Here is a 16,138-nt window from a genome sequence, read left to right as displayed (position 1 = left end):
GGACTGGATGGTCAAAATCAGTGCACGAAAAAACGGCAGTCATGCGCAATCAGGGTGCATGGGGTCGTGTCGGCGAAGGGCTTTTGCTATGCTGGTGGCGTCAACTGAAGGAGAGGATGTATGGCACAGGGCGCGGTGAAGAAAAACGGCAAACGTTCACAAGCGGTCAGCGCCAAAAAGGAGGCCATTCTGGCCGCCGCGCTGGAGGCATTTTCGCAATTTGGTATTCACGGTACGCGGCTGGACCAGGTGGCTGAGCGCGCCGGGGTGTCGAAAACCAATCTGCTCTATTACTACCCTTCGAAAGAGGCGCTGTACGTGGCCGTTCTGCAGCAGATCCTCGCCATCTGGCTGGCGCCGCTGAAGGCCTTTCGCGAGGATATCAGCCCGCTGGTGGCGATCCGCGAGTATATTCGCCTGAAGCTGGAGGTGTCCCGCGATCACCCCCAGGCCTCGAAGCTCTTCTGCCTTGAGATGTTGCAGGGCGCGCCGCTGCTGATGGGCGAACTGACCGGGGATCTGAAAGCGCTGGTCGATGAGAAATCGGCGATTGTTTCCGGCTGGATCGACCGCGGCAAGCTGGCGCCGGTCGATCCGCAGCATTTAATCTTTATGATCTGGGCCACTACCCAGCATTACGCCGACTTCGCCACCCAGGTGGAGGCGGTCACCGGCGCCACGCTGCAGGACGCGGCCTTTTTTGAGCAAACGGTCGATAATGTCCAGCGGATGATTATCGAAGGCATTCGCGTCCGTTAATTGGCCGGCGGCAGCGGGCAGCTTTGATCGCCGTCCTCGCACTGCAGCAGCGAGGCGAGGAAAGATTCCCGCTCCACGCTCTTATCGGTCATGCACTGGCTCACCAGCATCGGCTGCATGCTGCCGCCTTCGGCTCCGGACGCGAGGAAAGCGCAGTCGGCGTCGCGCAGGGCGATCCATGCCTGCTGGGCCTGCTTCAGTAATGTCTGCTGTTTACCCACCGCACGCTGCAGAGCCTGCTGCCAGGTGTCGTTCAGTTTTTTGTCGGCTGCCTGATACTGCGCGGCCGCGCACTGATTCATTTCGGTCTGGGTGTTGGCGTTGCTGCACTCGTCCGCCAGCGCCGCGCCGCTGGCCAGCAAGACCGCCGCGGCAAATAACATGCGTTTCATTGTTCTGCTCCCATAAAAAAGGCTCCCGTCCGGGAGCCTTAATTAAGCACAGCTGACGTCGGCTGTCATTAGCTGATCGCATCGCCGATTTCCCGGATGGCGGCGCACAGCGCCACCGGGGAGCCCGTCTTAGCCGATGGTCATCAGGCTGGCGTTACCGCCTGCCGCCGCGGTGTTGACGCTCAGCGAACGCTCGATGTACAACCGCTCCAGCAGCAGATTGGTTTCGCCGCGGGCGAAGCCCTGCACGGAGACAATCGCCCCGTCGCGCGCCGCCACCTGCTCGCACAGCTCGCGTAGCTGGTCGGAGTCGCCGTGATAGATAACCGCGTCGAAGGCTTGGCCAGGCAACTGATCCGCTTTGGCGAAACGGATCCGCTCGCTGACGTCCCGCGGGAGTTTCTTCGCCAGATCGCGCTGCAGGGCGCTGTCCGGCCACAGCACTTCACAACCGACCGCCAGCACGGCCGCCAGCTGGATCAGCGCATCCTGCTCATTATCCGCCACGCACAGCACGCGCTCGCGAGGCATCAGCGTCAGGGTGTTGCGCTCGCCGGTGGGTCCCGGAAGCAGGCGTTGGGTGCCGCTTTGCGCCTGCTCGCTGTACTGCTGGCACAGCGCCTGCAGCTCAGGACGGCCCGCCGCCCACTGCTGCAGCGCCTGCAGCGGTTTTTCCAGCAGCGTTTTCAGCTGGGCGTCCAGTGGACGCTCTGCATCCTGGCGGGCGAAGGTCACGCCAACCGCGCCCTGCGGACGGCTGGAGAGCAGGCGGTAAAGGTACAGCGGACCGCCGGCTTTTGGACCGGTACCGGACAACCCTTCGCCGCCGAACGGCTGCACGCCGACCACCGCGCCAACCATATTGCGGTTGACGTACAGGTTGCCCACCTTCGCGCTGCCGGTGACCTGGGCGATGGTCTCGTCGATACGGGTATGTACGCCGAGGGTCAGGCCGTAGCCGGAAGCGTTAATCTGCTCCACCAGTTTGTCTAGCTCGTTACGGTTATAGCGCACCACGTGCAGCACCGGGCCGAAGACCTCTTTTTTCAGCTCGTCGAAGCTGTCGAGTTCGATAAGCGTCGGCGGCACAAAGGTCCCGTGGTTCCATTCGCGGGCGTCTTCGCTATTCTCGCGCACCGCCTGATAGACGGTGCGGCCTTTGGCGCGCATCGTCTGAATATGGCGTTCGATATTCTCTTTCGCTTCCGCATCGATAACCGGGCCGATATCGGTGGTCAGGCGGCCGGGATTGCCCATCCGGCACTCGCTCATCGCGCCGCGCAGCATGGTTAAGGTGTGGTCGGCTACCTCTTCCTGCAGGCAGAGGACGCGCAGGGCGGAGCAGCGCTGACCGGCGCTGTCGAACGCGGAAGCCAGGACGTCGATCACCACCTGCTCGGTAAGCGCCGACGAGTCGACGATCATCGCGTTCATCCCGCCGGTTTCGGCGATCAGCGGCGTTGGGCGTCCCTGAGCGTCGAGGCGGCTGGCGATATTGCGTTGCAGCAGGGTGGCCACTTCGGTGGAGCCGGTGAACATCACGCCGCGCACGCGCTCATCGGATGTCAGCGCGGCGCCGACGGTTTCCCCGCGGCCCGGCAGCAGCTGGATCACCCCTGGCGGCACGCCGGCTTCCAGCAGGATCGCCACGCCCTGAGCGGCGATAAGCGGCGTCTGCTCGGCCGGTTTCGCCAGCACGCTGTTGCCGGCCGCCAGCGCGGCGGCAATCTGCCCGGTGAAGATCGCCAGCGGGAAGTTCCACGGGCTGATACAGACCACCGGACCCAGCGGACGGTGGGTTTCATTATCGAAATCGTCGCGCACCTGACCGGCGTAGTAGTGGAGGAAGTCAACGGCTTCGCGCACTTCGGCGATGGCGTTGCTGAAGGTTTTACCCGCTTCGCGCACCAGGATCCCCATCAGGGTCGGCATCTGGCTTTCCATCAGCACCGCGGCGCGCTCAAGAATGGCGGCGCGCTCCTGCGGCGGGGTGGCGAACCAGATGGGCGCGTTGTTGATAGCGCTGGTCAGCGCCTGCTGCACTTCGTCATCGCTGGCTTCGCGGACGTAACCGACGATATCCTTCGGCTCCGCCGGGTTGACCACCGGCTGCATCTCGCCTTCGGCCACCGGCTGCTCCAGCATCGGCAATGCCTGCCATTTATGCAGGGCGCTGTTGAGCAGGGAAGAGGAGAGGGAGGCCAGACGATGCTCGTTAGCCAGATCCAGACCGGCGGAGTTGCTCCGGCCGCTGCCGTAGAGATCGCGCGGCAGCGGAATTTTCGGGTGCGGCAGACCGGCCTGGCCTTCCTGCTGCGCCAGTTTTTCCACCGCGCTGACCGGGTCGGCCACCAGCTCGTCCAGCGGCAGGGTATTGTCCGCGATACGGTTGACGAAGGAGGTATTGGCGCCATTCTCCAGCAGACGACGCACCAGATACGCCAGCAGCGTCTCGTGGGTGCCCACCGGGGCGTAGATCCGGCACGGCCGGTTCAGTTTGCCGTCGGCGACTTTGCCCACCACCTGCTCGTACAGCGGTTCGCCCATGCCGTGCAGGCACTGGAACTCATACTGGCCAGGGTAGTAGTTCTGGCCCGCCAGCTGGTAGATAGCCGCCAGAGTATGGGCGTTGTGAGTGGCGAACTGCGGATAAATCAGGTTCGGCACCGCCAGCAGCTTTTTCGCGCAGGCGAGATAGGAGACGTCGGTGTAAACCTTGCGGGTGTAGACCGGATAGCCTTCGAGACCTTCCATCTGCGCGCGTTTGATTTCGCTGTCCCAGTAAGCGCCTTTCACCAGACGGATCATCAGGCGACGACGGCTGCGGGTGGCGAGATCGATCAGCGCGTCGATGACGAACGGGCAGCGCTTCTGGTAGGCCTGAATAACAAAACCGATGCCGTTCCAGCCCGCCAGCTCCGGCTCGAAGCACAGTTTTTCCAGCAGGTCGAGGGAGATCTCGAGACGGTCGGCCTCTTCAGCATCGATGTTAATGCCGATGTCATACTGGCGCGCCAGCAGGGTCAGCGATTTCAGACGCGGATAGAGCTCTTCCATCACCCGGTCATACTGGGCGCGGCTGTAGCGCGGGTGCAGAGCCGAGAGCTTAATGGAGATGCCCGGGCCTTCATAAATGCCGCGGCCGTTGGAAGCTTTGCCGATGGCATGGATCGCCTGCTGATAAGAGACCATATAGGCCTGGGCGTCGGCGGCGGTCAGGGCCGCTTCGCCGAGCATATCGTAGGAGTAGCGGAAACCTTTATCTTCCAGCTTGCGGGCGTTAGCCAGCGCTTCGGCGATGGTTTCCCCGGTGACGAACTGCTCGCCCATCAGGCGCATCGCCATATCCACGCCCTTGCGGATCAGCGGTTCGCCGCTCTTGCCGATGATGCGGTTCAGCGAGCGTGAGAGGCTGGTTTCGTTGTGGGTGGAGACCAGTTTGCCGGTGAACAGCAGCCCCCAGGTGGCGGCATTGACGAACAGCGACGGGCTGCGGCCGATATGCGACTGCCAGTTGCCGTTGCTGATTTTGTCGCGGATCAGCGCATCGCGGGTGGCTTTATCCGGAATACGCAGCAGGGCTTCCGCCAGGCACATCAGCGCCACCCCTTCCTGTGAGGAGAGGGAGAACTCCTGCAGCAGACTCTGCACCATGCCGGCGCGGCCGCTGGCGGTCTTCTGGTTGCGCAGTTTTTCCGCCAGCTGATACGCCAGCTTATGCGCCTGCTCGCCCAGCGGCTGCGGCAGTCGGGCCTGCTCCAGCAGCATCGGCACCGCGTCGGTTTCCGGGCGACGCCAGGCGGCGGTGATCGCCGCGCGGCTTACCGACTGCGGCAGGATCTGCTCGGCGAATTCGAGGAACGGCTGATACGGCTCTTCCGCCGGGGAACCCGCTTCATCGCTTTCATTGGCGGCCCCGGAGAGCAGCGCCGGCAGTTCGGGCAGCGTTTCGTCGTTCTCCAGCTTTTCCAGATAGTTGAAGATGGCCTGCTTAATCAGCCAGTGCGGCGTGCGGTCAATGCGGCTCGCAGCGGACTTAATGCGCTCGCGGGTTGCGTCGTCAAGCTTAACACCCATGGTGGTGGTGCCCATGCTCAAAACTCCTGTCATTTATCGTTAGGCTTATGCGGTTGCCTGGAAATATCCACTATGTTGCAACTTTGTGCAACCTTGTTAATTGAGGCGTGTGACGAAAGCCGTGAAATGGCGGATTTGTTAAAAATAGTGCCTAAAATAGCAGAATTTTAACCCCGGGCTCATAGGGTATTTGTATGCGTGAGTTAACACTTTTGTTTGGTGCAACCTTTAAAAACGTGAGAGAGTGCAACCTCTCGCAAATTGACGTTTTGCGCCGTCGGTTTTTCGTGTAAATGCTGTGTTAAATCGTTTGTGAAAAACCGAAGCTTCCGTCAGGATACGGTCGCCCAATTAAACAATGCGCCATTACCCCGTTCCGGTAGTGGAAAAAAACGACGAAGTTGGACGCTGTCGATAAAAATTCTGGAGACTTTGCATGGCTATTAGCACACCGATGCTGGTGACATTTATTATTTATATTCTTGGTATGGTATTGATAGGGTTTATTGCCTGGCGTTCGACCAAAAACTTTGATGATTATATTCTCGGGGGACGCAGTCTGGGGCCATTTGTGACCGCGCTTTCCGCCGGCGCCTCGGACATGAGCGGCTGGCTGCTGATGGGCCTGCCGGGCGCCATTTTCCTCTCCGGGATTTCCGAAAGCTGGATCGCCATCGGCTTAACGCTGGGGGCGTGGGTTAACTGGAAGCTGGTAGCCGGGCGCCTGCGCGTGCATACCGAGGTGAATAATAACGCCCTGACGCTGCCCGATTATTTTACCGGCCGTTTTGAAGATAAAAGCCGGGTGCTGAGAATTATTTCAGCGCTGGTTATTCTGCTGTTCTTTACCATCTATTGCGCCTCGGGAATTGTGGCGGGGGCGCGTCTGTTTGAAAGCACCTTCGGCATGAGTTATGAAACCGCGCTGTGGGCCGGCGCGGCGGCAACGATTATCTATACCTTTGTCGGCGGCTTCCTCGCCGTCAGCTGGACGGATACCGTGCAGGCCAGCCTGATGATTTTCGCGCTGATCCTCACCCCGGTGATCGTGATTATTTCCGTCGGCGGCTTTGGCGATTCGCTGGAAGTCATTAAGCAAAAGAGCATCGAAAATATCGACATGCTGAAAGGGCTGAATTTCGTGGCGATTATTTCGCTGATGGGCTGGGGACTGGGTTATTTCGGTCAGCCGCATATTCTGGCGCGCTTTATGGCGGCGGATTCGCACCACAGCATCGTCCACGCGCGTCGCATTAGTATGACCTGGATGATCCTCTGCCTCGCCGGGGCAGTGGCCGTCGGCTTCTTTGGTATCGCCTACTTCAATAGCAACCCGAGCCTGGCGGGCGCGGTTAACCAGAATGCCGAGCGCGTGTTTATCGAACTGGCGCAAATCCTGTTTAACCCATGGATTGCCGGGATCCTGCTGTCGGCGATTCTGGCGGCGGTGATGTCCACCCTGAGCTGTCAGCTGCTGGTCTGCTCCAGCGCGATTACCGAAGACCTGTATAAAGCCTTCCTGCGTAAAAACGCCGGTCAGAAAGAGCTGGTGTGGGTGGGCCGGATGATGGTGCTGGTGGTTGCCCTGGTGGCGATTGCCCTGGCGGCCAATCCGGAAAACCGCGTGCTGGGTCTGGTGAGCTATGCCTGGGCCGGCTTCGGCGCCGCCTTTGGTCCGGTGGTGCTGTTCTCGGTGATGTGGTCGCGCATGACCCGTAACGGCGCGCTGGCCGGGATGGTGATTGGCGCCCTGACCGTGATCGTCTGGAAGCAGTTTGGCTGGCTGGGCCTGTATGAAATTATTCCGGGCTTTGTCTTCGGCAGCATCGGGATCGTGGTCTTTAGCCTGCTGGATAAAGCGCCGTCGGCCAGCATGCAGCAGCGCTTCGCCGAAGCGGATGCCCACTACCATACGCCGCCGCCGGTACGCGCCACGGCTGAGTAAGATCAACTGATGTTCACGAGCCCGCCGCTGGCGGGCTTTTTTTTGCCTGTTGCCGGGCTGGAATATTATAACCCTTGCTAATTATTTGAAAATCCGCTGATATTTCCTGACTAATAACAATGAGGATAGCAAAGATGACGTTCAGACAGGGTGCAATGGCGCTGGTGCTGGCAGGGTTACTCAGCGGCTGCGCGGCGGGTGGAAGTTCGTCGACCAGCGCGCCGAAGCCCGGCGCCTGCCCGGCGGATCAGTCCATGGTGCAAACCACGCTTTACTTCGGCCTGAGCCGCCCGGCGGGGAAAGACATCACCCCTGATGAGTGGCAACAGTTTGTCGACCGCGACGTCACGCCGCGTTTTCGCGACGGGCTGACGGTGTTTGACGCTCGCGGCCAGTGGCTGGGTCAGAATGGACAGGTGGTGCGGGAGCAGAGTAAGGCGCTGATGGTGATCCATGGCAACGACGCGCAGAGCGAGGCCGGTATTGAGGCGCTGCGCCAGGGCTATAAATTACGGTTCGCGCAGGAGTCGGTGATGCGTGTCGACCAGCCGGTCTGCGTACAGTTCTGAGTTAACGGCGGGGGTAGCCCCGCCGTTTGTCTTACAGCACCAGCCCGGCGAAGCTGGCCGAAAGCAGGCTCACCAGCGTGGCGCTATACACCAGCCGCAGGCCGAAGCGGGAGACGATATTGCCCTGCGGTTCATTCAGGCCTTTGATCGCCCCGGCGATAATGCCGATCGAGGCAAAGTTGGCAAACGACACCAGAAAGACCGAGAGAATGCCAAGCCCGCGCGGCGTCATGCTGGCGGCAATCTTTTGCAGCTCAATCATCGCCACAAATTCGTTCGCGACCAGCTTGGTGGCCATGATGCTGCCGGCGTTCAGCGCATCGCTCAGCGGAATGCCGATAAGCCAGGCCAGCGGATAGAAGACGTAGCCGAGGATCTGCTGGAAGCTGAGGCCAAACAGGGTAGCGAACAGCGCGTTAATGGCGCTGATCAGCGCGATAAAGCCGATCAGCATCGCCAGAATAATCATCGCCACCTTAAAGCCGGCCAAAATATATTCCCCGAGCATTTCAAAGAAACTCTGCGATTCATGCAGCTTCTCCAGCTTTATTTCCTGCTCGCTGCCCGGCCGCGTCGGGTTAATCACCGACAGCACGATAAAGGTGCTGAACATATTCAGGATCAGCGCCGCGACGACGTATTTGGCGTCCTGCATGGTCATATAGGCGCCGACGATCGACAGCGATACGGTCGACATGGCCGTCGCCGCCATGGTGAACAGACCCCGCGAGGAGAGGTCGCCCAGCACGCCTTTGTAGGCGATGAAGTTTTCTGACTGGCCGAGGATCAGTGAGCTGACGGCGTTAAAAGATTCCAGCTTACCCATGCCGTTGACCTTCGACAGCAGGGTGCCAATGACGCGAATAAAAATCGGCAGGATCCGCCAGTGCTGGAGAATACCAATCAGCGCGGAAATAAACACAATCGGACACAGGACGCCAAGGAAAATAAAGGCTAAGCCTTTTTCGCTCATGCCGCCAAAGACGAAATTGGTCCCTTCGGCGGCAAAGCCTAATAGCGAAGCAAAAAAGCCGGAGATATTTTTCACCAGCCACAGGCCGCTTTCGGCGTGCAGGAAAAAGAAAGCGAGCGCTATTTCGATAATAATCAACTGGAGAATATAACGAATACGAATTTTTTGTCTGTCATAGCTGACAAGCCAGGCCAGGGCGAGGATCACCGCCAGCGCCAGCAGGAAATGAAAAAATGCAGTCATGTTGTACTTTTCGCAGGTCAATAAGGCCGCCATTTAGCCATAGCCGCTGCGACGGGTAAATATCTGACGTAAAAAATCCTTTGCTTATTCTTTTCCCTCATAACAGGCGAATATTTTCATAAGTCATTATTTGCCAGCGATTTATTTACAACTGATCATCATTCTCTGCACATTTTGCTTGTGTTTCTGAGTATTGTAATGATAATCACTATCATAAATATTACCTGTTTTTGCATTCGTTGACGGTGCTTTACATTTAAGGGTATTGGCATGTTTGTCCCATTTCTCATTATGTTACGCGAAGGCCTGGAGGCGGCGCTGATTGTCAGCCTGATCGCCAGCTATCTGAAACGCACCCAGCGCGGCAACTGGATTGGCGTGATGTGGATTGGCGTGATCCTCGCGGCGGCGCTGTGTCTTGGCTTAGGCATTTTTATCAACGAAACCACTGGTGAATTTCCTCAGCGTGAACAGGAGCTGTTCGAAGGGATCGTCGCGGTCATCGCGGTGGTGATCCTGACGTGGATGGTCTTCTGGATGCGCAATGTCTCACGCAACGTCAAGCAGCAGCTGGAACAGGCCGTGGACAAGGCGCTACAGCGCGGAAATCACCATGGCTGGGCGCTGGTGATGATGGTCTTTTTCGCGGTCGCCCGTGAGGGGCTGGAGTCGGTCTTCTTTCTGCTGGCGGCATTCCAGCAGGATGTCGGCATCTGGCCGCCGCTGGGGGCGCTGCTGGGGCTGGCCACGGCTATCGTGCTGGGCTTCCTGCTCTACTGGGGCGGTATCCGTCTCAACCTCGGCGTGTTCTTCAAATGGACCAGCCTGTTTATCCTGCTGGTGGCCGCTGGCCTGGCCGCGGGGGCGATCCGCGCCTTCCACGAGGCGGGCCTGTGGAACCTGTTCCAGGAGACCGCCTTCGATCTGAGCGCTGTGCTGTCGACGCATACGCTGTTCGGCACGCTGCTGGAAGGGATCTTCGGCTACCAGGAGACGCCAAGCGTCAGCGAAGTGGCTGTTTATCTGCTTTATCTGATCCCGGCGCTGGTGCTGTTTGCGCTGCCGCCGCGAAATAATACGACTGCCTCGCGGGCTGCCTGACCGGGCGCTGCGAGCTTATAAGCGACACTCTACTTACCGAAAGGGATGATCATGATGATTCATTTTCGCCGTAATGCGCTGCGGGTGACCGTGGCCGCGCTGCTCTGCTCTGCATTCGGTGCTCAGGCTGCGGATATCCCGCAGGTCAAAGTCACCGTCAACGATAAACAGTGCGAGCCGATGCAGGTGACCGTTAACGCGGGTAAAACCCAGTTTATTATTCAGAACCACAGCCAGAAAGCGCTGGAGTGGGAGATTCTGAAAGGGGTCATGGTGGTGGAAGAGCGTGAGAACATCGCGCCGGGCTTTACCCAGAAGCTCACCGCGAACCTGCAGCCGGGCGAATATGACATGACCTGCGGCCTGCTCACCAACCCGAAAGGCAAACTGATCGTCACCGGCGCCGCCACCAAAGACGCGGCGAAAGCCGATGCGGTGCTGAGCCTCGGCGAAGCGATCACCGCTTACAAAGCCTATGTGACGGCGGAAACCGCGCAGCTGGTCAGCGGCACCAAAGCCTTTACCGACGCGGTGAAAGCGGGCGATATCGAGAAAGCGAAAGCGCTGTACGCCCCGACGCGCCAGCATTACGAGCGCATCGAGCCGATCGCCGAGCTGTTCTCTGACCTTGACGGCAGCATCGACGCCCGCGAAGACGACTTCGAGAAAAAAGCGGAAGATCCGAAATTCACCGGTTTCCACCGTCTGGAAAAGGCGCTGTTTGGCGATAACAGTGTCAAGGGCATGGAAAAATACGCCGATCAGCTGAACAGCGATGTGCTGGAGCTGCAAAAACGCATCAGCGAGCTGGCGTTCCCGCCGTCAAAAGTCGTGGGCGGTGCGGCAGGATTAATTGAAGAAGTCGCGGCCAGCAAGATCAGCGGTGAAGAAGATCGCTACAGCCATACCGACCTGTGGGACTTCCAGGCCAATATTGACGGCGCGCAGAAAATTGTCGACCTGCTGCGCCCGCAGCTGCAAAAAGAGAACAGCGCGCTGCTGGCGAAAGTGGACGCCAACTTTAAGAAAGTGGACAGTATCCTCAGCAAATACCGCACCAAAGACGGTTTCGAAACTTACGATAAGCTGACCACCGCTGACCGTAATGCGCTGAAAGGGCCGATCACCACCCTGGCGGAAGATCTGGCTCAGCTGCGCGGGATCCTGGGTCTGGACTAAGTCGATGGCACAACAGAAACCACACGACGTGAACGAGCCGTCACGTCGCCGCTTATTGAAAGGGATCGGCGCGCTTGGCGGCGCGCTGGCCATCACCGGCGGCTGCCCGGTGGCGCATGCGGCAAAAGCGGAAAGCTCCCCCGGGACGCTCGCACCCGACGCGCGTCAGGAAAAACAGCCATTCTACGGCCGGCATCAGGCGGGCATTCTGACGCCACAGCAGGCCTCGATGATGCTGGTGGCGTTCGACGTGCTGGCGTCAGATAAAGCCGACCTCGAGCGTCTGTTCCGGCTGCTGACCCAGCGTATCGCCTTTTTAACCCACGGCGGCCCGGCGCCGGATACGCCTAATCCCCGGCTGCCGCCGATGGATTCCGGCATCTTAGGGCCGTGGATTGCCCCGGATAACCTGACCATCACCGTCTCGGTCGGCCATTCGCTGTTTGATGAGCGCTTTGGCCTCGCGGATAAAGTGCCGAGAAAACTGCAGCCGATGACTCGCTTCCCCAATGATTCGCTGGATGCCGCCCTGTGCCATGGCGACCTGCTGCTGCAGATCTGCGCCAATACTCAGGATACGGTGATCCACGCCCTGCGCGATGTCATCAAACATACGCCGGATTTGCTCAGCGTGCGCTGGAAGCGGGAAGGGTTTATCTCCGATAGCGCGGCGCGCAGCAAAGGCAAAGAGACCCCCATCAACCTGCTGGGTTTTAAAGACGGCACCGCTAATCCGGCGAGCCATGACAGCGCGCTGATGGATCAGGTCGTGTGGGTAACGGCGGATCAGGACGAGCCGGCCTGGGCCGTGGGCGGCAGCTATCAGGCGGCGCGCATCATCCAGTTTCACGTCGAGTTCTGGGACCGGACGCCGCTGAAAGAGCAGCAGACGATCTTTGGCCGCGACAAACACACCGGAGCGCCGCTGGGGATGAAAAACGAGCACGATACCCCGGATTACAGCAACGATCCTGGCGGCGAGACGATCGCGCTGGATAGCCATATTCGTCTGGCCAATCCTCGCACGCCGGAAACCCAGTCCAGCCTGATGATGCGCCGCGGCTACAGCTATTCGCTGGGCGTCACTAACGCCGGGCAACTGGATATGGGGCTGTTGTTCGTTTGCTATCAGCACGATCTGGAAAAGGGTTTTCTGACGGTGCAGAAACGGCTTAACGGCGAGGCGCTGGAGGAGTACGTCAAACCCATTGGCGGGGGCTACTTCTTTGTTTTACCCGGCGTAGTGGATGACAAGCACTACCTGGGACAGACGCTGCTGCAGGCCTGATACCGACCCTGTCCGCAAGGGCAGGGCGTTTTCTGCTGTTTTTCTCATTTTTCTTATATTTCCTGCCATGTGTTATATTTCTGTAATACAAATGACCGATAGTCTCCTACACTTGCTTAAGAACTATTTGTTGCGTCATTGTGAAAAATAAGTTGCATTAAGAATCTTTTTTGATGTACTTATTACATACGCGGTAGTTCCCGGCAGTGTGACGTTTCACTATGGAGATCGCGAATGGTAAGGTCCCGTACCGGACAACGTAAAACCACAGACCGTACTCTTCAGCACGGAAGCCCCGCTTCCGGCAGCGATTTTCTCACTCTTTCTCCCTCCGCTTCGAATTATTATCACCTTGGCAGGGTACGCGGTGCGCGTAGCCGCGACTCGTTGTCAGTTCTACCGGCAAGCAATGGCTTACAAGGAAGCCAAACCTCAATCGTTCGTGCGCATAGTCGCGTCGATGTTGACGCGTGTGATGTAAACCTACAACGCAAGGTGCTATCCATGGGAAGACAAAAAGCAGTGATCAAAGCTCGTCGTGAAGCAAAACGTGTGCTGAGACGGGATTCACGCAGTCATAAGCAGCGTGAAGAAGAATCGGTCACATCGCTTGTGCAAATGAGTGGCGTAGAAGCAATTGGCATGGCGCGGGACAGCCGTGATACTTCCCCAATTGAGGCGCGCAATGAGGCTCAGGCGCATTATCTGAATGCCATCGACAATAAACAGCTGATTTTCGCCACCGGCGAAGCCGGATGCGGCAAGACCTGGATTAGTGCGGCGAAGGCAGCGGAAGCGCTGATCCATAAGGATGTGGACAGAATTATTGTTACCCGTCCCGTTCTGCAGGCCGACGAAGATCTCGGCTTCTTACCGGGAGATATCGCCGAGAAGTTCGCGCCCTATTTCCGACCGGTTTATGACGTGCTGGTGAAAAGGTTGGGGGCTTCCTTTATGCAGTACTGCCTGCGTCCGGAAATCGGCAAGGTGGAAATCGCGCCGTTCGCCTATATGCGCGGACGTACCTTTGAAAATGCGGTGGTGATTCTGGACGAGGCCCAGAACGTGACCGCAGCGCAAATGAAGATGTTTTTAACCCGCCTCGGGGAGAACGTGACGGTCATCGTCAATGGCGATATCACCCAGTGCGACTTGCCCTCTGGTGTGAGATCTGGCCTAAGTGATGCGCTGGCGCGTTTTGAGGAAGACGAGATGATCGGCATCGTGCGTTTCACCACCGATGACTGCGTGCGCTCGGCCCTCTGTCAGCGGACGCTGAAAGCCTATTATTGATCGTCATACTGTGAGCAAGGCCCGGGCTAGCCCGGGCTTTGTTGTTTTGATCTTTGCGACAGTCTGAAGTGCGGATAAACTTTCTGTTTTGAGGGATCCATCGCTGTAGGTGATAGAATTTCTTCTCTGTAATACAAGAATATCTGCTTTGCTATACATAAGCGCCTTTCTAATAATTTCTTTCGTCTTACGCCGTTTTACTCATTTAATTGTATGGATACTTGTAAGGGAAGCTCTATGGTCGTACATGGGAAAGTTATCAAGTTATTAATTACTATTTTGATGGTGGGGTTGTCATCTGCTGCTTATAGTAAAGATTATCAGGCAGGGAAAAACTTCACTGTCATTAATTCTACTGTTAAGCAACCGCCGCAACTGGTTGAGTTTTTTTCCTTCTACTGCGGACCTTGTTATGCGTTTGCAGAGCGCATCAATGTTGATACAGCTATCAGAAAGCGCCTGCCCGCCGATATGAAACTGGAAAAATACCATGTCAGCCAGATGGGACCTTTAGGACCAGCATTAACAGAAGCATGGGCCGTAGCACAATATGCTGGGGTAGATGGCAAGGTGGAAAAGTTATTGTTTGAAGGCTTACAGGTTAAGCGTGATATTAAAACGACAGCTGATATTATTAAGGTATTTAATCAACTTGGCATTACGTCCGAGAAATATGCCGAAATGCAAAGTAATTTTATGGTAAAAACTTTAATTGCCAGACAGGACAATCTGGTCGAAAAAATGAAAGTAAGTGGTACGCCTTCTTTTTATGTTTCAGGGAAATATCATATTAACAATGCATCACTCGCGCAAGATGACTATGATACCTATGCAGAGGATATGGCGAATCTGGTTTTATTTTTGCTTAACAAATCCCAGTGACGTGAAGTGAGATAGTTTCATTCGGATTGTCTTTTTCGTTCTGTCCAGGTGGTTGCGCCAGTTGTCGAACCCCGGTCGGGGGTTCTCATCCCCCCGGCGGGTGCCACATGCGAAAAAAAAGCCCGTACTTGCGTACGAGCTCTTCTTAAAATATGGCGGTGAGGGGGGGATTGACTCGCTTCGCTCGCCCCTGCGGGGCAGCCCGCTCGCGGGCTCGCGGTCTGTCCAACTGGCTGCGCCAGTTGTCGAACCCCGGTCGGGGGTTCTCATCCCCCCCAGCGGAGAATATAAAAGAAAAGAGCCTGTACTTGCGTACAGGCTCTCATCTCGAATATGGCGGTGAGGGGGGGATTGACTCGCTTCGCTCGCCCCTGCGGGGCAGCCCGCTCGCAGGCTCGCGGTCTGTCCAACTGGCGTTGCCAGTTGTCGAACCCCGGTCGGGGGTTCTCATCCCCCCCAGCGGAGAATATAAAAGAAAAGAGCCCGTACTTACGTACAGGCTCTCATCTCGAATATGGCGGTGAGGGGGGGATTCGAACCCCCGATACGTTGCCGTATACACACTTTCCAGGCGTGCTCCTTCAGCCACTCGGACACCTCACCATATTGTCTTGCTGCTCACCTTGGGTGGGCAACGGGGCGCTACTATAGGGAGTTGCGTTTAAACGGTCAAGCATAATTTCTTCTTTCTTTACCGACCGCTCACGCAATGAACAACGCCCCGCTGCGACGTAGCGGGGCAGGCGTTTTAGCGCTGGGAATCAAGCTGTTCGTTATTCTTCACGACGTCCTGCGCTTTGCTATAGCTTTCGATCAGCAGCTGGTAGGCCGGGAAGACTTTGGTGTACACCTCCGCCCATTCTGCGGCGTCCGGGCGATTCCAGGTACGCTGCAGCTCAGAGGCGACGGCGGCGGTATCCATCGGCACTACGCCGGCCTGTACCACGCGAGCCAGGGTGATCTCCTGCGCCATTTTGCTGTAGGTGCCGGAAGCGTCAATCACGGCGAACACTTTATAACCGTCGGCGACGGCGGCAATCGCCGGGAAGGCCATGCAGACGCTGGTGATGGTCCCGGCGATAATCAGCGTTTTGCGACCGGTCGCTTTCACCGCGGCGACGAATTCCGGGTTATCCCAGGCGTTGATCTCGCCTTTACGGGCGATGTATTTCGCATGCGGCGCGTTCTCATGAATCTCCGGGATCAGCGGACCGTTCGGCCCCTGCGGCACGGAAGCGGTGGTGATCACCGGGATCCCGGCAAGCGAGGCCATCTTCGCCAGCGCGGCGGCGCGAGCGCGCAGCTCTGGCATCGGCATATCGCCGACGGTCTGGAACAGGCCGCTCTGGTGGTCAATCAACAGCATGGCGGTATCGTTGACATCAATCACCGGACGAGCACCGTTAAAGTTAGCGGGAGTAGACATAGTATTCACCT

At 57.8% G+C, this 16,138-nt stretch carries 12 protein-coding genes, 1 tRNA gene and 2 other RNA genes; 8 read left to right on the top strand and 7 right to left on the bottom strand.

The window, feature by feature from the left end:
- Positions 1–120: 120 nt before the first annotated feature.
- Positions 121–759 carry an HTH-type transcriptional regulator RutR gene (gene rutR / locus AC6CWS_RS06095; protein ID WP_065881766.1) on the top strand — a complete coding sequence of 213 codons (639 nt, stop codon included), beginning with the start codon at positions 121–123 and terminating at the stop codon, positions 757–759.
- Here the strand turns inward: rutR and AC6CWS_RS06090 are convergent.
- The gene (locus AC6CWS_RS06090) at positions 756–1,151 is read right to left on the bottom strand and encodes a lysozyme inhibitor LprI family protein (RefSeq protein ID WP_023289101.1); all 396 of its coding nucleotides are present in this window, start codon (positions 1,149–1,151) and stop codon (positions 756–758) included. The two genes, rutR and AC6CWS_RS06090, sit on opposite strands and share 4 nt — an antisense overlap.
- Before the next feature lie 129 nt (positions 1,152–1,280).
- Positions 1,281–5,243 (bottom strand): trifunctional transcriptional regulator/proline dehydrogenase/L-glutamate gamma-semialdehyde dehydrogenase, encoded by a 3,963-nt coding sequence (gene putA / locus AC6CWS_RS06085; RefSeq protein ID WP_023289102.1) that lies wholly within the window; start codon positions 5,241–5,243, stop codon positions 1,281–1,283.
- A 421-nt stretch (positions 5,244–5,664) separates the two neighbouring features.
- Here putA and putP point away from each other — a divergent pair, with 421 nt between their 5' ends.
- Together putP and AC6CWS_RS06075 are read left to right on the top strand one after the other, a co-directional pair.
- Positions 5,665–7,173, top strand: coding sequence for a sodium/proline symporter PutP (putP, locus tag AC6CWS_RS06080; RefSeq protein ID WP_023289103.1), 1,509 nt, complete (start codon positions 5,665–5,667; stop codon positions 7,171–7,173).
- Positions 7,174–7,307: 134 nt separating this feature from the next.
- Positions 7,308–7,742, top strand: a complete 435-nt coding sequence (locus tag AC6CWS_RS06075; RefSeq protein WP_032452416.1) for a DUF3574 domain-containing protein — start codon at positions 7,308–7,310, stop codon at positions 7,740–7,742.
- 31 nt (positions 7,743–7,773) lie between these two features.
- Here the strand turns inward: AC6CWS_RS06075 and AC6CWS_RS06070 are convergent, their stop codons facing one another.
- Positions 7,774–8,958: a NupC/NupG family nucleoside CNT transporter gene (locus tag AC6CWS_RS06070; RefSeq protein ID WP_102004238.1), complete on the bottom strand. Its 1,185-nt coding sequence runs from the start codon at positions 8,956–8,958 to the stop codon at positions 7,774–7,776.
- A gap of 270 nt (positions 8,959–9,228) precedes the next feature.
- Here AC6CWS_RS06070 and efeU point away from each other — a divergent pair, with 270 nt between their 5' ends.
- The 5 genes from efeU to AC6CWS_RS06045 all read left to right on the top strand — a co-directional run bounded on the left by efeU (position 9,229) and on the right by AC6CWS_RS06045 (position 14,701).
- Entirely contained in the window at positions 9,229–10,059 is an 831-nt protein-coding gene (gene efeU / locus AC6CWS_RS06065; RefSeq protein WP_032452417.1) for an iron uptake transporter permease EfeU, read from the top strand.
- Between the two features lie 51 nt (positions 10,060–10,110).
- A complete protein-coding gene (gene efeO, locus AC6CWS_RS06060; RefSeq protein ID WP_023289107.1) occupies positions 10,111–11,238 on the top strand; it encodes an iron uptake system protein EfeO in 1,128 nt (375 codons plus the stop codon).
- Between the two features lie 4 nt (positions 11,239–11,242).
- The gene (gene efeB, locus AC6CWS_RS06055) at positions 11,243–12,526 is read left to right on the top strand and encodes an iron uptake transporter deferrochelatase/peroxidase subunit (RefSeq protein ID WP_023289108.1); all 1,284 of its coding nucleotides are present in this window, start codon (positions 11,243–11,245) and stop codon (positions 12,524–12,526) included.
- Positions 12,527–13,030: 504 nt separating this feature from the next.
- Positions 13,031–13,819 carry a phosphate starvation-inducible protein PhoH gene (phoH, locus tag AC6CWS_RS06050; protein WP_002898923.1) on the top strand — a complete coding sequence of 263 codons (789 nt, stop codon included), beginning with the start codon at positions 13,031–13,033 and terminating at the stop codon, positions 13,817–13,819.
- Between the two features lie 237 nt (positions 13,820–14,056).
- Complete coding sequence (locus AC6CWS_RS06045; protein ID WP_065881764.1) at positions 14,057–14,701, top strand: DsbA family protein; 645 nt, start codon at positions 14,057–14,059, stop codon at positions 14,699–14,701.
- A 153-nt stretch (positions 14,702–14,854) separates the two neighbouring features.
- Here the strand turns inward: AC6CWS_RS06045 and AC6CWS_RS06040 are convergent.
- From AC6CWS_RS06040 to AC6CWS_RS06025, 4 genes are all read right to left on the bottom strand, one after another.
- Positions 14,855–14,992: non-coding RNA, RtT sRNA (locus AC6CWS_RS06040), on the bottom strand.
- Between the two features lie 43 nt (positions 14,993–15,035).
- Positions 15,036–15,173: non-coding RNA, RtT sRNA (locus AC6CWS_RS06035), on the bottom strand.
- A 43-nt stretch (positions 15,174–15,216) separates the two neighbouring features.
- Positions 15,217–15,304: transfer RNA gene (locus AC6CWS_RS06030), tRNA-Ser, on the bottom strand.
- A 145-nt stretch (positions 15,305–15,449) separates the two neighbouring features.
- Entirely contained in the window at positions 15,450–16,127 is a 678-nt protein-coding gene (locus tag AC6CWS_RS06025; RefSeq protein WP_002898927.1) for an isochorismatase family protein, read from the bottom strand.
- Between the last annotated feature and the right edge of the window lie 11 nt (positions 16,128–16,138).

This window comes from Klebsiella sp. M041, from assembly GCF_059759695.1.
The sequence above is the reverse complement of the archived record's forward strand: the minus strand, read 5'-3'. Positions and strand labels throughout refer to the sequence as shown.

Excerpts from the sequence above, each read along its gene's own strand:
- putA (WP_023289102.1), bottom strand. The coding sequence starts at position 5,243 with ATGGGCACCACCACCATGGGTGTTAAGCTTGACGACGCAACCCGCGAG.
- AC6CWS_RS06045 (WP_065881764.1), top strand. The coding sequence starts at position 14,057 with ATGGTCGTACATGGGAAAGTTATCAAGTTATTAATTACTATTTTGATG.
- AC6CWS_RS06070 (WP_102004238.1), bottom strand. The coding sequence starts at position 8,958 with ATGACTGCATTTTTTCATTTCCTGCTGGCGCTGGCGGTGATCCTCGCC.
- AC6CWS_RS06075 (WP_032452416.1), top strand. The coding sequence starts at position 7,308 with ATGACGTTCAGACAGGGTGCAATGGCGCTGGTGCTGGCAGGGTTACTC.
- AC6CWS_RS06090 (WP_023289101.1), bottom strand. The coding sequence starts at position 1,151 with ATGAAACGCATGTTATTTGCCGCGGCGGTCTTGCTGGCCAGCGGCGCG.
- phoH (WP_002898923.1), top strand. The coding sequence starts at position 13,031 with ATGGGAAGACAAAAAGCAGTGATCAAAGCTCGTCGTGAAGCAAAACGT.
- efeB (WP_023289108.1), top strand. The coding sequence starts at position 11,243 with ATGGCACAACAGAAACCACACGACGTGAACGAGCCGTCACGTCGCCGC.
- efeO (WP_023289107.1), top strand. The coding sequence starts at position 10,111 with ATGATGATTCATTTTCGCCGTAATGCGCTGCGGGTGACCGTGGCCGCG.
- rutR (WP_065881766.1), top strand. The coding sequence starts at position 121 with ATGGCACAGGGCGCGGTGAAGAAAAACGGCAAACGTTCACAAGCGGTC.
- efeU (WP_032452417.1), top strand. The coding sequence starts at position 9,229 with ATGTTTGTCCCATTTCTCATTATGTTACGCGAAGGCCTGGAGGCGGCG.
- AC6CWS_RS06025 (WP_002898927.1), bottom strand. The coding sequence starts at position 16,127 with ATGTCTACTCCCGCTAACTTTAACGGTGCTCGTCCGGTGATTGATGTC.
- putP (WP_023289103.1), top strand. The coding sequence starts at position 5,665 with ATGGCTATTAGCACACCGATGCTGGTGACATTTATTATTTATATTCTT.